This is a genomic window from Piscibacillus sp. B03, assembly GCF_052246295.1.
In the GTDB taxonomy this organism is placed as follows: Bacteria; Bacillota; Bacilli; order Bacillales; family Alkalibacillaceae; genus Piscibacillus.
Genome location: NZ_JBQQCO010000006.1, coordinates 23463 through 37512 on the forward strand (window position 1 = coordinate 23463; position 14050 = coordinate 37512).

The 14050-nt window shown below is 36.0% G+C and carries 15 protein-coding genes; 4 read left to right on the forward strand and 11 right to left on the reverse strand.

Going from position 1 to position 14050, the window contains the following annotated elements; translation table 11 throughout:
- Nucleotides 1-38: 38 nt before the first annotated feature.
- The 3 genes from ACTWQB_RS05640 to ACTWQB_RS05650 form a co-directional block, all read right to left on the reverse strand.
- Nucleotides 39-401 (reverse strand): DUF805 domain-containing protein, encoded by a 363-nt coding sequence (locus ACTWQB_RS05640; protein ID WP_443138211.1) that lies wholly within the window; start codon nucleotides 399-401, stop codon nucleotides 39-41.
- Nucleotides 402-423: 22 nt separating this feature from the next.
- Nucleotides 424-1110, reverse strand: coding sequence for a hypothetical protein (locus tag ACTWQB_RS05645; RefSeq protein ID WP_443138212.1), 687 nt, complete (start codon nucleotides 1108-1110; stop codon nucleotides 424-426).
- Between the two features lie 74 nt (nucleotides 1111-1184).
- Nucleotides 1185-2558 carry a dipeptidase gene (locus ACTWQB_RS05650; RefSeq protein WP_443138213.1) on the reverse strand — a complete coding sequence of 458 codons (1374 nt, stop codon included), beginning with the start codon at nucleotides 2556-2558 and terminating at the stop codon, nucleotides 1185-1187.
- A gap of 181 nt (nucleotides 2559-2739) precedes the next feature.
- On the opposite strand from ACTWQB_RS05650, the gene ACTWQB_RS05655 reads away from it, so the two are divergent.
- Nucleotides 2740-3657: a glycerophosphodiester phosphodiesterase gene (locus ACTWQB_RS05655; RefSeq protein ID WP_443138214.1), complete on the forward strand. Its 918-nt coding sequence runs from the start codon at nucleotides 2740-2742 to the stop codon at nucleotides 3655-3657.
- A gap of 60 nt (nucleotides 3658-3717) precedes the next feature.
- On the opposite strand, the gene ACTWQB_RS05660 is transcribed toward ACTWQB_RS05655, so the two are convergent.
- Complete coding sequence (locus ACTWQB_RS05660; protein WP_443138215.1) at nucleotides 3718-4248, reverse strand: YceI family protein; 531 nt, start codon at nucleotides 4246-4248, stop codon at nucleotides 3718-3720.
- Between the two features lie 134 nt (nucleotides 4249-4382).
- On the opposite strand from ACTWQB_RS05660, the gene ACTWQB_RS05665 reads away from it, so the two are divergent.
- Entirely contained in the window at nucleotides 4383-4712 is a 330-nt protein-coding gene (locus tag ACTWQB_RS05665) for a winged helix-turn-helix transcriptional regulator (protein ID WP_443138216.1), read from the forward strand.
- 547 nt (nucleotides 4713-5259) lie between these two features.
- On the opposite strand, the gene ACTWQB_RS05670 is transcribed toward ACTWQB_RS05665, so the two are convergent.
- The 7 genes from ACTWQB_RS05670 to ACTWQB_RS05700 form a co-directional block, all read right to left on the reverse strand.
- Entirely contained in the window at nucleotides 5260-6672 is a 1413-nt protein-coding gene (locus ACTWQB_RS05670) for an alanine/glycine:cation symporter family protein (protein WP_443138217.1), read from the reverse strand.
- 92 nt (nucleotides 6673-6764) lie between these two features.
- The gene (locus tag ACTWQB_RS05675) at nucleotides 6765-7010 is read right to left on the reverse strand and encodes a GIY-YIG nuclease family protein (RefSeq protein WP_443138327.1); all 246 of its coding nucleotides are present in this window, start codon (nucleotides 7008-7010) and stop codon (nucleotides 6765-6767) included.
- A gap of 15 nt (nucleotides 7011-7025) precedes the next feature.
- On the reverse strand, nucleotides 7026-7871 hold the full coding sequence (locus ACTWQB_RS05680; protein ID WP_443138218.1) for a gamma-glutamylcyclotransferase: 846 nt from the start codon (nucleotides 7869-7871) through the stop codon (nucleotides 7026-7028).
- 15 nt (nucleotides 7872-7886) lie between these two features.
- Nucleotides 7887-8432 (reverse strand): CPBP family intramembrane glutamic endopeptidase, encoded by a 546-nt coding sequence (locus ACTWQB_RS05685; RefSeq protein WP_443138219.1) that lies wholly within the window; start codon nucleotides 8430-8432, stop codon nucleotides 7887-7889.
- Between the two features lie 256 nt (nucleotides 8433-8688).
- Complete coding sequence (gene cydS / locus ACTWQB_RS05690; protein ID WP_377330150.1) at nucleotides 8689-8787, reverse strand: cytochrome bd oxidase small subunit CydS; 99 nt, start codon at nucleotides 8785-8787, stop codon at nucleotides 8689-8691.
- A 2-nt stretch (nucleotides 8788-8789) separates the two neighbouring features.
- The gene (locus tag ACTWQB_RS05695; protein WP_443138220.1) at nucleotides 8790-9815 is read right to left on the reverse strand and encodes a cytochrome d ubiquinol oxidase subunit II; all 1026 of its coding nucleotides are present in this window, start codon (nucleotides 9813-9815) and stop codon (nucleotides 8790-8792) included.
- Entirely contained in the window at nucleotides 9815-11158 is a 1344-nt protein-coding gene (locus tag ACTWQB_RS05700; protein WP_443138221.1) for a cytochrome ubiquinol oxidase subunit I, read from the reverse strand. The genes ACTWQB_RS05695 and ACTWQB_RS05700 overlap by 1 nt, the downstream gene beginning before the upstream one ends.
- A 499-nt stretch (nucleotides 11159-11657) precedes the next feature.
- Between ACTWQB_RS05700 and ACTWQB_RS05705 the strand changes: the two genes are divergently transcribed.
- Nucleotides 11658-12863, forward strand: coding sequence for a hypothetical protein (locus ACTWQB_RS05705; RefSeq protein ID WP_443138222.1), 1206 nt, complete (start codon nucleotides 11658-11660; stop codon nucleotides 12861-12863).
- A gap of 22 nt (nucleotides 12864-12885) precedes the next feature.
- Entirely contained in the window at nucleotides 12886-14046 is a 1161-nt protein-coding gene (locus ACTWQB_RS05710) for a hypothetical protein (protein WP_443138223.1), read from the forward strand.
- The last annotated feature ends 4 nt before the right edge of the window (nucleotides 14047-14050 follow it).

Here is a 14050-nt window from a genome sequence, read left to right on the forward strand (position 1 = left end):
CATCGAACAAAGTCGATGCTCTTCTTTTCATTCATTTATTAATATACAACGTTTTGATATTTAGGATTCGCGCCATACTCATTTGTTTCATCATTACTATCTAATAATAAGAAAACTAGTAAGATAATCCATCCAATTATTGGCACCAAAATTATTAAGTACCACCAACCACTTCTTCCTGTATCATGCAATCGTCTAACAGCAACAGCGATGCTTGGTATTATTAAAAATAAGACAAATAATACATATATGATTGTAAATAAATCTGTCGCATTTGCGAATGCTTCTAATATAGACGTTAACAAAGCATTGACTAATGTAAAAATCCAATATTCTTTTCTTCTAGAACGCCCACTGAAGTCGGCATATTTTTGATAAGGTAACAAATACCACTGTAACAAACTATTCCTCCTAAATTTTCATTTAATCAACTTCAACAAAAAACTTTTCTACTTCCTCTACAGAATTTGTTTTTAAAACAATTCCGTTATGGTCTGTTAGGATGTAAGTTGTCTCATTCTGTTCAAGACCTAAGAGTTCACTTTCATTTATGTACCCTTCTCTAGGCTCCATAATTATATTGACAGATTGTATTTTAGACTCAAAAGGGGGTTCATTCATAGATTCGTAGACTGGATCATTGTTGATGTTAGAATTGTAAATATAAATTCCATAATATCCCTTATCTACTGTCATCGTATCTTCGAGATCTACCATAGTATAAGGTAGTACCTTAATTTGCTCAACATCATAAGACGGGAGCTGATCTTGTTCATGGGTAAATGTATCATATGATACTAATTCTGTCTTATATTCTCCTTTAAGTGAAACTTCAACTTTTTGACCTTGAGTTAACTCATCAATTTGACTAACTTCACCATTTATCGTTGTATCCTGATTGAAGTTAACAGCAAATGCTTCAATCTTCTCTTCATGCTCATCAAAGTTCATAGATGTTTTTTCCTCTTTGGTTAGAGAATCACCTAAATAAATAATAATTTGGTTACTATCTTGATCGATTGTACTTATTTTACCTTCCACACCGTTAACATCTTGATTTGAACAACCTGTCAATAAGAATAGTAATACAATTAATAATCTAATGTACAACATCCAATCACCTATTTTATCATGTTTTATAAGAAAAACACTCGAAGAATCAACGAGTGTTTTTCCGTAAATTTCTATTTTACATCCTCAAGCATAAACCAGTAATGAGCTAATGTTTCCATACCTTTATCAAAGTTTTCTAAATGGAAATGCTCGTTCGGTGCGTGTAAGTTCTCATCTGGTAGACCGAAGCCCATAAGCACAACCGGCACCTCTAAAATACGATCAAGTTCTGCAACGATTGGGATTGAGCCGCCTCCACGAATATATGCTGTTTCTTCGTTATATACTTTTTCATAAGCTTTCGCAGCTGTTTGAATTACTGGGTGATCAAACGGTGTTACATATGGCTTTCCTTTATCGAATGGTGTTACTGTTACGTTAACCCCTTTAGGTGCATTCTTCTCAACATGGTTAGTTAAAAGATCTACAATTTCCTCTGGGTCTTGATCTGGAACTAAACGACAAGTGATTTTGGCAGCTGCTTCTGAAGGTAGTACAGTTTTAATCCCTTCACCTTGAAATCCACCATAGATACCATTGATTTCAAGTGTCGGTCTAACTGACGTACGTTCCACATATGAGTAACCCTTTTCACCCGTTAACTCAGGTACTTCTAAATCTTGACGTAATTTCTCTTCATCAAATGGAACTGCTGCAAGAGCCTTACGTTCATCATCAGATAGCTCAGGAATTTTGTCATAAAATCCTTCAACTAACACTTTATTGTTTTCATCACGGAAAGAATCTAAAATTTTCACAAGTGCATGGACTGGATTCATTACACCTCCACCATACTCTCCTGAGTGTAAGTCTCCTTTTGCACCTTTTACATCAATTTGAATACCTGCTAATCCGCGTAATCCATATGTAATCGTTGGTTTGCCTTTTTCAATTAACGCAGAATCAGATACAACTATTAAATCAGCTTCCAACATATCTTGGTGCTCTTCACAAAACTTAGGTAATGTTGGACTTCCGATTTCTTCTTCACCTTCTATTAAAACTTTAAAGTTTACTGGAGGTGTATCAACGTTTTTAAGAACTGCTTCCATAACTTTCATATGCATGAAAACTTGGCCCTTGTCATCAGTTGCACCACGCGCATATAATTTATTATCTCGAATAGTTGCGTCAAACGGTTCAGAATCCCATAATTCAACTGGGTCTACAGGCTGCACATCGTAATGTCCGTATACTAAAACAGTCGGAGCATCTGGGTTTTTAATGACTTCACCATATACCACCGGCTTTCCGTCTGAAGGCATAACTTCAGCACGATCAAAACCACTATTTAACAAATCGTCTTTAACCCATTCAGCTGCTTTCACAACATCGTCATGATGTTCAGACAATGCGCTAATACTAGGAATTGCTAAAAAATCTTTTAATTGATTAAGATGATGTTCTCGATTGTCTTTTAAATACTGAATTACTTGTTCTTGCATGTTAATTGCTCCCTTCATAATTTACTGTATTAAAATAATCTTATCACTTACTTTACATCAATTCATTATTTAAACACGAAAATTCCTTTAAAAATGTTATAATCACTTAGAAAAAAGGTATATAACTATCATACATATAGTAAAAGCTGGACAGATTGTGAACTTCGCTGGAGTGAATTAAATGTTTAAAAGACTTATTCTAATACTACTATCCATTATATTGGTCTACTCGTTGGCCTTTTACATTTTATATAAACAACCACAACCCACTGTTAAACAACCTTCTGTATTGGAAACCGAAAAAGGTGGACCACTGGTAATCGCTCATAGAGCAGGTGATTTAATAGCGCCCGGAAACTCTATGACAGCGATTGAAAAGTCAGCTGAACTCGGCGTTGATTTAATTGAGCTAGATATTCATATCACTAAAGATGGACACCTTGTTCTCATGCATGATCCTTCTGTGGACCGTACAACAGATGGATCAGGTTTAGTTGCTGAATTAACTTTAGAAGAATTCCAGATGCTTGATGCAGGGTTTCATTTTATGGACTTGAATGGTGAATATTCCTTTAGAGGACTTGGCGTGTATAAGCCAACATTGGAGGAAGTCTTTCAAGAGTATCCAGACATGCATTACATGCTTGAAATTAAACACACCAACCCGCCTCAGCTTTATGGTGACATTGCCTTTAAACTGTGGGAGCTAATTCAAGAATATGAAATGGAAGACAAAGTATTGGTCTCATCTTTTGACCAGGAGATAATTGATGAATTTAACGAATATGCTCAAGGCGAGGTTGCCTTAGGTACAGGTGAACAGTCAGCGTTCAATTTTATAATTACGAATAAACTTTGGGCGCGAAACCTTTTTAAGCCTAACGGACATGCCATTCAACTACCTGTCAAGAATAAGTACTTTGACTTTTTTACCGAGGAAGTCATTGAAGGCGCCCATCGTTTAGGAATGGATGTACATTATTGGACCATTAATGATGAAGAAACCATGCGTGAGTTAATCGATGCAGGTGCCGATGGAATTATTACTGATCGACCAGATTTATTAATTGAGATATTAGAAGAAAAAGGATTAAGGTAAACATATTTAAATTTTTATAAAATAAAAGCCAGGTTGCGGAAACCTGGCTTTTACTATTACTTACTCTTCAATTACAAATTCAAATGCTGCAGTTAAATTAACTTCTTTACCGATTAGAACGCCACCTGTTTCTAATGCTGCGTTCCAAGTTAAACCATAGTCCTCACGATTAATTTTTCCTTCAACATCAAATCCAGCAACCATGTTACCGCCCATTGGGTCTTTCGCAACACCATTATGAACAACTGTAAACGTTTCTTCGTTTGTTGTACCTCTAATAGTAAGATCTCCTGTTACTTCGTATACAGAATCGCTTACTTTTTTAACAGATTTGCTTTCAAATACAATGTTCGGATGATTTTCAACGTCAAAGAAGTCACCTGATTTTAAGTGTCCGTTACGATCCTCATTATTAGTTTCAATAGATGAAGCATCCACAATAGCTTTTACACTAGCGTTTTCTAAATTATCAACATCACCATTAAATTCGATGTCTACGTTTTGGAATTCTCCTTTAGCCTTTGAAACCATCATGTGCTTTACTGTGAAATACACTGCACTGTGTACTTTGTCTAACTGAACTGTTGCCATTATAAAATTCCTCCTCTTAAATAACTTACTTTATGTAAGTAAGTATATAATTAATAATTGTTTACGTCAAGTAACAATTAACCATTTTAAAAAATACATTTTTGAGTTATAATAGGTACAAAGAGGTGAATAAAATGGCCGATACAAACATTTGCCCAAAATTCGAAAAAGCATTATCAATCTTAAATAAACGTTGGACCGGCTTAATTGTTTTTCAACTATTAAATGGTTCTCAGCGTTTCTGTAATATTGAGTCTGAAATTGGTATTAGTGGTCGTGTTTTATCAGAACGATTAAAAGATCTTGAAAAAGAAGAAATCGTTAAGCGTACAGTTTATGATGAAACACCTGTCAGAATCGAGTACTCTTTAACTGAAAAAGGGTTAGCACTCGAACCCGTTTTAAACGAAATTCAAAACTGGGCTGACAAATGGGAAGAATCAGATCAAGAAGTTGTAAATTAAGAGTCCTCATTAACGGGGCTCTTTTTTATTCGGTTTCCCGTTTTTAAAATTTTCAAACATGTTGATTGCCCCCAATCGACATTTATGCTGCCCCTATCGAATAAAGTATGTACTCTATCGACATTCACGCAGGCCCTATCGACAAAAGTATGCTCTCTATCAACATTTCAGCCGCCCCAATCAACAAAAGTATGCTCTCTATCGACACTCACGCAGGCCCTATCGACAAAAGTATGCTCTCTATCAACATTTCAGCCGCCCCAATCAACAAAAGTATGCTCTCTATCGACACTCACGCCACTCCTATCGACAAAAGTGCGTTCTCTATCTACAATTAGACTGTTCCTATCAACAAAAGAACTTTCCCTATCGACATTCACGTCACTCCTATCGACAAAAACATGTCCCCTATCGACATTTCAGCCTTCTCTATCAACAATCGCACTAGCCTTATCGACAAATGCGCCTCTTATTGACGTTTACACAGTTCTTATTGACAACAAAAAAAGCCCAGTTCAATAGTTCTGAACTGGACTTCTTATGTTTTTTATTTATCTCGGTCTTGAGCGCCCCACCACTCAACGTTCTTAAGTCCTGGAACGTTATTTACGTGGAAGGATGGGTCTTTTCCATCTTTACGCTGATCTGTATAATCCTTGAGAATGGCGAGTGCGATTCTGCTTAGTAACAGAATTGCAACTAAGTTGACTATGGCCATCATCGCCATAAATAAGTCAGCCATGTTCCATACGATATCAATAGATGCCATTGAACCAAACATAACCATACCTAATACAACAAATCGATAAATATTTCTCCAAGTATTATTATTCTTTAAGAAATCAATATTTGATTCGCCGTAGTAATAGTTACCAATTACTGAACTAAAAGCGAATAAGAAAATAGTTACCGCTAAGAAAATCGTTGCCCAATCACCAATTTGTGCACTTAAGGCTGTTTGTGTCAATTGAATACCATCTTCTGTGTGGCTTGCGAAATCATTGTAAAGTAAAATGATAAATGCTGTGAAGCTACACACCACAATGGTATCAAAGAATACAGCTAACGACTGAACAAGACCCTGCTTTGCTGGATGGTTAACACCAGCAGTTGCGGCTGCGTTCGGTGCACTACCCATACCAGCTTCGTTCGAGAATAGACCACGTCTAATACCTTGCATTAGAGCAGCACCGACACCACCGCCGACAAACTGTTCAAGTCCAAAGGCATGAGAGAAAATCATTCCAAATATACGTGGAATTTCACTAAAGTTCATAATTACAACAATAAAGGCTACAACAATATAAATGAAAGCCATAATCGGTACAATCGTACCCGAAACTACTGCAATACGCTTAATACCACCGAAAATAATGATACCAGCTAGTAAAACTAAAATAATTCCAGTCACATAATGCTCAATGCCAAATGCTTTCTCAACCGCTTCAGAGATCGTATTAGCCTGAACAGCGTTGAATACTAAACCAAATGTAATGGTAATTAAAACTGAGAATAAGACAGCCATCCATCGTTGACCGAGCGCTTTTTCTATGTAGTAAGCGGGGCCACCACGGAATCCATCTTTATCAGGCACTTTATATACTTGCGCTAATGTACTTTCAATAAACGCTGTCGCCATACCAATTAGGGCGATCATCCACATCCAAAATACTGCACCCGGTCCACCAATCGCAACCGCAAGCGCCACACCTGCTAAGTTACCGGTACCAACACGTGATGCAATACTTATACTGAATGCTTGAAAGGCGTTTGTCCCACGCTTACCACTTTGTTCAACTGCTTCCTCACCAATAACCTTAAACATCTCTGGGAACAAACGAAACTGTGCAAATTTACTAAAGAACGTAAAGTATAGGCCTGCACCAATTAATAAATAAATTAAAATATAATCCCAAAAAAACGTATTCCCGTAATCAATGACGGTACTCAAAAAGTCCATAATACTTCATCTCCCTTCAACTCTAATATTCTTTACCCAAATTTTATCAAGAAATAGCCATAAAAATTAATATTTTTAATAAATAATGACTATTAGACTATTTTAGAAGTCTTAAAACTTACAACTAAATCCTCTTTTTCATTTTTTGAGAACTGTTTAATTTTTGCCTCACGACTCATGGCCTCTGACTTTGTCTCAAAGATTTCATAATAAACCATTTCAACCGGGAGTCTAGCTCTAGTGTATTTAGAAGCCTTCCCTGCCAAATGTTTAGAAAGTCTTTTTTCTAAATCATTCGTATAGCCTGTATATAATGACTGGTCACTACACCTTAACATATATGTATAATGCACTTAATTCCCCACCTTTAATCTATTTACACGCAACTCGATATTTTTTAAATACGTTTCGGACAAATGTGGCTTCCCTCCACGCAATATCTCATTTAAATAATGATCAGGTGGTGCGACTTCATCAAGTTTATCAATCACAATAAACGTCAACATAGGTAAAACACGATTGTTATACTCCACATCGACAACTGCTGGACGGTACTTTCCTAAATAAACACCTTCACGCTCATACAAATACTCTAAAGCCTTTTCTGTAATATCATAGACAATTCCTTGAACATGTTGACCAGGTGTTTCAACAATGTCCGCTCTGCCTCCATCGTCTGCTCGCACTGTAAATTGAAGCTCATAATCGTGCAAAGAACCAAGCCCTAATGTCTTAAACTCAGCTATTTTGCCTGCAAGCTCAATCCTCTCATAATCCATACAAGAGCCATAAGCAAAATATAAAGGTGTCCCTTGATCCAATAACTTTTTCAAACGCCAGTCGCCAAATGGAACAACAGGCGAGTCAGAAACCTCTTTTGGATAAAAATATACTAATGCCTTAAATTCACCAAGATCACTAGAAATAACCTGTTCACAACGTTCATAGTGGTTCTTTTTACCCTGTCCAGTAAATCCCTCCAGCTTATCCAGCGTTTTCAATAGTTCGTCATTCACTTCATAAATTTCACCGTATACTCTATCGTTAGACCCAAGCAATAATGCTGGATAATCTTGAACCGTATCAATCAACTTACCTTTCAGCCAAGCTTGTCTAGTGACTAACTTGGCTGAATCTATTAAATAATGATTTCGTTCACCTTGTCGCAATGTTCCGTATACAAATACTAACTGCCCCATCTTTTCACCTTCTTATTAAATCGTCCAGAATAAATAAAAACCAATTAACACGATCGCAATATCGGCACAAATATGCAGAATCCATGAGTTTAAGAAGTTATTTGATTTCGTATTTAACCAATTAAAAATCAACCCAACTACAAATAATCCAGCCAGCGCTAACAACATTAATTCCCAACTAAACCATGTGGCGAAGATCGCAACATGGTACACCGCAAATAACGCGGAGGAATACAAATATCCTAACACTGGAAAATCCGATTGATATAGTTTTAAAAATATAAACCCTCTGAAATAAAACTCTTCTAAAAGAGAATTTACAAATGTAATATATACCGCAATCCAAATATATTCTTTGAATGAGATGTCGAGTCTATTTTTTAAGTCCAGTATTATAGCCTCACCATCAATGTACTCTTCAAGTAGAATAAAAGCCAATATTAAAATCACCATCGATAATAAGCCTAAACCAAACCCTAGCTTTAGCCTTCGACGGTCAATTTGATCAAAACGTAAGAAATTAATTATTGAATCTTTTAGAATGAATTTTATGTATAACAAAGGAAGAATTAAAAATACAAGTACTTTACTCAAAGTTTTAATAGCATAATGAACCCCAATAACTTGTTCTATTATGTATAAAAAAATACAACTCAATGATGTCAGAATAACTATATGAACAACCATACGATTCAATTTCATTCGCATCACCATTTTTTTATTTATTATAACAGAGATGTTATTTTCTTAAGTAAAAATTTTAAGGAATTCAACCCTAATAAAAAACGTGGATTCGAAATCCGAATCCACGTTTTCTTTATTTCACTGCATCGTCTTTTAAGCCTGACCAGAAAGCTAAAACAATTGAGATAATCACCACAATAAATGGTGCGTATGTGATTAAGAAATGATCCATCATTAATACCTCCTTTGGTCTTCACCTTTGACGTAAGTTCGGTTAAACAGGAATAATCTTGCGAGTAATAAGATAGATGGAACTAACAGTGCAAAGCCTGCGATAAATGCGATAATTAACGCCTGTGCCATCGCATCGTTAGTAAATCCGTCATAGATCGTTAAATACGGATATAACAAGTAAGGGTAATGTGAAACGCCATATCCGAAAAATGCAAGACCGAATTGAATAATTAAACTCCAAAACGCCAAGCTATAAAATTTACGTTTCCACAATAGAAATACTGTTACCGCAAAAAATACTCCAGATAAGCCAAACACCCACCAAATATCCATGATGTTTGCGTAATGGGCTTCATTGTGCTGTCTTAACTGCCAAATGATCAATCCAGCAGATAAAATAGTCGGCCAACTCCAAGCGAGTGCGTACTTCCTTAATATTTCTCTTGCTGCGAAATCTTCAGCGACATCTGCATAGGCCGTTAAGAACGTCGCTGAAATATATAGCACACTCACGACACTTAAGATAACAATGCTCCACGTCAGTGGACTAAAAAACAATTCGCTATAAAGGAGAACCGGATTCCCATCTACTATCTCTACGAAACCACCTTCTGAGATGGTTAGAACAATGGAAAGTGATGCAGGAATCAAAAGACCGGCTAAGCCATACAAAAATATATAAACTTTACTATCCTTTGCTCCGTAGGTCTGGAAAGCATAATAAGACCCACGAATTGCAAGAAGTATGATAGAAATACTTATTGGCACTAATAGTACCGTTCCATAGTAATAAGCAGTACTTGGGAAGAATCCCACAATGCCCACAAAGAAAAAGACTAAAAAGACATTTGTGACTTCCCAAACAGGCGATAAATAACGCTGTATAATATGGTGTAACACATGCTTAGTATTCGCCAGTTCGCTATACGCGCTGAAAAACCCGGCCCCGAAATCGATGGAGGCAATGATGATATAGCCAAATAAAAATAGCCAAAGTACGGATACTCCGATAATCGCTAAATCCATTACCCCTCACCTCTTTCATAAGCATGATCCTCTAATTCCCTTTCTACTGGGTTCTTCTTAAACATGCGAAGTAACACGATGATACTTGCTGTACCTAAGACTAAATACAAGCCCGCAAATAGCCACAGCATCGTATCAACATAAGCCGCTGACGTGGCTCCATCTGGCGTTCTCATATAGCCTCTTAAAATCCAAGGCTGTCTACCAAACTCAGCATAGAACCAGCCCATTTCGATGGCTATTAATGATAGTGGTCCAGATAAGACGAGTATAAAATTAAAGACTTTGTTTTTAATTACTTTCCATTTCCGTCTCACTGCAATCCAATAAAAAGCCGAAATAAACGTCAGCCACATTCCGATGGTGACCATTAAATCAAAGAAATAATGGACAATGTAAGGTGGATGGTCCTCTTCTGGAAACTCATTTAAACCTATCACCTCAGCTGTTGGGTCACTATGTGCTAAAATACTGAGGGCATAAGGAATTTTAAGAGCTCCTCTCACTTCACCATCTTCACCTAGCCAACCAAACATCATAAGTGGGGCACCCTCTTCAGTCTCAAAATGCCACTCAGCTGCAGCTAATTTTTCTGGCTGATATTCAGCTAAGAACTTACCAGAGAAGTCCCCAACTATAACAGTCGCAATCGAAAAGATTAAACCAATCTTCATAGTTAAATACAAGGCTTTTTTATGATAAATATGGTCTCGACCTTTAAATAAATGAAAAGCAGCAATGGATGCTAACACAAAAGCTGACGTCATATAAGCCGTTGTTAAAACGTGCGCCACTTTAGTCGGTGTTGCTGGGTTAAACATCGCTGCAATAGGATCAACATTGACTAGAGCACCATTAACGATATCAAAACCTTGAGGCGTGTTCATAAACGCATTCACCATTGTGATAAAAAATGCTGAGAACGAAGCCCCAATGGCAACTGGTATTAACAAGAGCATATGCTTCTTCTGATTCTCAAATCGATCCCAAGTATATAAATAAATACCTAAGAAAATCGCTTCAAAGAAAAATGCAAATGTCTCCAGGAATAGCGGTAAACTTATCACGTGTCCAGCTAACTCCATAAAGTTAGGCCATAAGAGTGACAATTGAAGCCCTATCGCTGTACCTGTTACAACACCTACAGCGACCGTAATGATAAAACCTCTTGTCCAACGGCGAGCTAATAAGATGTAATGTTCATCATTCTTTTTAATCCCTATCCACTGGGCAATCGCAATCATTAACGGAACCCCTACACCAATTGTGGCGTACAGGATATGGAACGCTAGCGTTAACCCCGTTAAAGTACGACTGAAAAAGACCGGATCGTACTCCATCATCAGAACAACCCCCTAATTTAAAAAACTTGTCCTATACATTTAGTTCTATTAAAAAAGTCGACCTAATATCGAGATCAACATAATAATTGCAATCGTAAAACTGAGGATAATCAACCATTTTTCATGCTTCTTATACATGTGCATCTCCCCTTCACTCTTATGATACCCCATACAGACTATTTACTAATCTGAAATCAGTTAAAGGTTTGTTACGAACCATTGATAATTTTGTGAACTAATTCACAAACCCACACCGTCCCACTAAATAATAAGCTTTAATACCAACAACTAGTACAATTGTTAACCATTATCTTATCAAAATTGCTAAAATTCTCAACTTTACAATTATTAGTAATTGCTTTAAGCTAATAGGTATATTTGGTTATTTTTGCGACTAATTTCGTATATACATTACACGATTCACCATTGTTCACTCTCTATCAATCTGTTTTTATTACAAATATTAAATTTTATACTCTACATAATAAGGAGTCTAGTCATGAAGCGCTCACTGTTTAAGCATGAATTTAAACTTACCTTTTTCAGTAAAAAGAACATATTATTTATAGTCTTTTTACTTGTCCTTCTATTAAGTTATATTTTTATGATTCTACCAAATGAATATAATATTGAGTCCTTTCAGAAAGAAGAGGTTTCACATACCGTACAGGACCTTAAGTCCACTCAAGAATGGCGCCGAGAAATGGGGTATACAGGAATCTATCCAATGACTGGTGCTTATTTCGCTTCTCAGCAAAACTACTTAGACCAATACCAAAAGATGATCACAGCATATGAAAATGAAAACTACGAACGATACTTACATATTCGAACGAACTACCTTCTTAACGGAGGATTTAAAGACTACCGAGAAAGCAACTTATTCTATCAAGAACCATTACCGGGCAAAGACCAGCAACACCTTTATCACAAAAATATTTTGCGCTTTCATAGTTATTTAAATGATGAAGAACCAATTACTTACTCCATGATCCAAGAACGAACAGCACTCCAAAAGATACAACAATTCCTATCTAGTAACTTCATCTATTTAATGATTTTTGCAGCGATCTACTTCAGTAGTGACATTCTTATTAGAGACCGTTCACACCAAACGTTACTACAAGGTTTCCCTACGCCTTGGTATTCGTTATTAAATATTAAAAGCCTTGCTGCATTCGCTTACACTTTACTTATGTTAATAGGTGTATTGGGAGTTGGAGTAGTTCTATTAACCCTAACACATGGATTTGGCTATTTAGATATGAAAATTCCATTTAAAACAGACTTTCGACTATTCTACTTTGAAGCTTATGATTATATGTCTATGAAAGAATTTTTGTTAAAATCACTAGCTTTAATTCCAATCGTAGTCTATTTATTTATTAGATTTAATTTGCTCGTTAGCCTATTAATCAAAAACACTTGGGCCGTGCTATTTATCGGAACAGCACTTCTGTTTTCTGAGCGACTTTATTTTGACCGATCAACAAGAGATCTATTTGGGATTGATTTAAGTTACTTTCCTCAAACGTTTTTTGATATAGGGAAAGTAGTGACACTTGAGAAAAACTATCTAATTAATACAGATACTATAACCTTCACACAAGGTTTAATTGTTTTAATCATTACTATTCTAATCATTGAAATACTACTCTGGGTCACAACTAGATTCATAAACCAACGAAGCTTTTTCCAATCTTAGTGACAAGGAAGGACTATAACATATGCTTTGGAAATATATGCTATTTGAGCTAAAAGTATTAATGACAAATAAAAAACACTTATTTATTGCCTTAATTCTCGTGTTATTTTTCCCGATATTGTTCTTTCAACAAAGCACAACCTACACAGAGACACTAAAGGATGAAAAGTATGAGGTAAGAGCTGATTATGATTCGATTGTGAACCAGCTACCAGATATGGAGGAAAACACCGAAACAGGGGTACAAGTTCATGAAAGTATCCTAAGACAATTACAGTCAATTGGAATGCAAGTTTGGCATATCAACCGTGATCGTGAAGCTTATATAGAAGAAGAATACATACTCATCGAAGAGAAACAATTTGTACATGAACACAATAATGAAGGTATACCAGAACACTTTATCATTCCAGAAAGCGAAATTACGAAAGACTTAAAACACATCGAATACATTGACCAAAATGGACTACCAATAGAACAGAATGATCATACATCCAGTGATTTTCTAGTGACCGCTTTAAGTACCTTAACAGGGCTCCTATTCTGTTTGGCTGTGTTTATTAGTGGAAATGAAATTCTTACTTATGAAAAGGAGCACTCAACTGTAATGAGTGGGCTACCTATTGATTTTTTTATAAAAATTCTTGTAAAAATATCAATCCATTTTTCATATATTATGGGAGCATTAACCGTCGGCATATTATTGGGTGGCTTAACAGCATATTTTAAAAATGGATTGGGTTACTTCAACTATCCAATAATCTATTACAACAACGGTAGTTATGATGCAATCCCGATTTACCAATTTATATTCATGATTTTCTTAGGATTGGGGGCTATCACTCTGCTATTGCTAGTACTCTCTGTTGTGCTAAATCTACTATTCAAACATGCGTTTGCCAATATATTGGTAGGTACAGGAATTCTACTACTGCCAAAATTGTTTGCATCCAAACTTAGTGAATTACCAGTTCTTCAACCGCTTATGTATATTCACTTAGATGAAATTTTGACAGGCCACTGGGCCGAAGAGCTTAGTAAATCATCATTAGATTACTGGAATGCGATGACGTGGTTTGTTGGCTTGTCGGTCGGATTATTAATCATCATTTATTTAATCAGAAAACTGAATTTCTATAATATGAATTTTCACTTAAACCAATTACGAAGAATTAAGTCTTAAGGAG

Bases quoted from the DNA above. Each gene is read 5' to 3' on its own strand.
- ACTWQB_RS05650 (WP_443138213.1), bottom strand. From the start codon at position 2,558: ATGCAAGAACAAGTAATTCAGTATTTAAAAGACAATCGAGAACATCAT.
- ACTWQB_RS05655 (WP_443138214.1), top strand. From the start codon at position 2,740: ATGTTTAAAAGACTTATTCTAATACTACTATCCATTATATTGGTCTAC.
- ACTWQB_RS05660 (WP_443138215.1), bottom strand. From the start codon at position 4,248: ATGGCAACAGTTCAGTTAGACAAAGTACACAGTGCAGTGTATTTCACA.
- ACTWQB_RS05665 (WP_443138216.1), top strand. From the start codon at position 4,383: ATGGCCGATACAAACATTTGCCCAAAATTCGAAAAAGCATTATCAATC.
- ACTWQB_RS05670 (WP_443138217.1), bottom strand. From the start codon at position 6,672: ATGGACTTTTTGAGTACCGTCATTGATTACGGGAATACGTTTTTTTGG.
- ACTWQB_RS05675 (WP_443138327.1), bottom strand. From the start codon at position 7,010: ATGTTAAGGTGTAGTGACCAGTCATTATATACAGGCTATACGAATGAT.
- ACTWQB_RS05680 (WP_443138218.1), bottom strand. From the start codon at position 7,871: ATGGGGCAGTTAGTATTTGTATACGGAACATTGCGACAAGGTGAACGA.
- cydS (WP_377330150.1), bottom strand. From the start codon at position 8,787: ATGGATCATTTCTTAATCACATACGCACCATTTATTGTGGTGATTATC.
- ACTWQB_RS05695 (WP_443138220.1), bottom strand. From the start codon at position 9,815: ATGGATTTAGCGATTATCGGAGTATCCGTACTTTGGCTATTTTTATTT.
- ACTWQB_RS05700 (WP_443138221.1), bottom strand. From the start codon at position 11,158: ATGATGGAGTACGATCCGGTCTTTTTCAGTCGTACTTTAACGGGGTTA.
- ACTWQB_RS05705 (WP_443138222.1), top strand. From the start codon at position 11,658: ATGAAGCGCTCACTGTTTAAGCATGAATTTAAACTTACCTTTTTCAGT.
- ACTWQB_RS05710 (WP_443138223.1), top strand. From the start codon at position 12,886: ATGCTTTGGAAATATATGCTATTTGAGCTAAAAGTATTAATGACAAAT.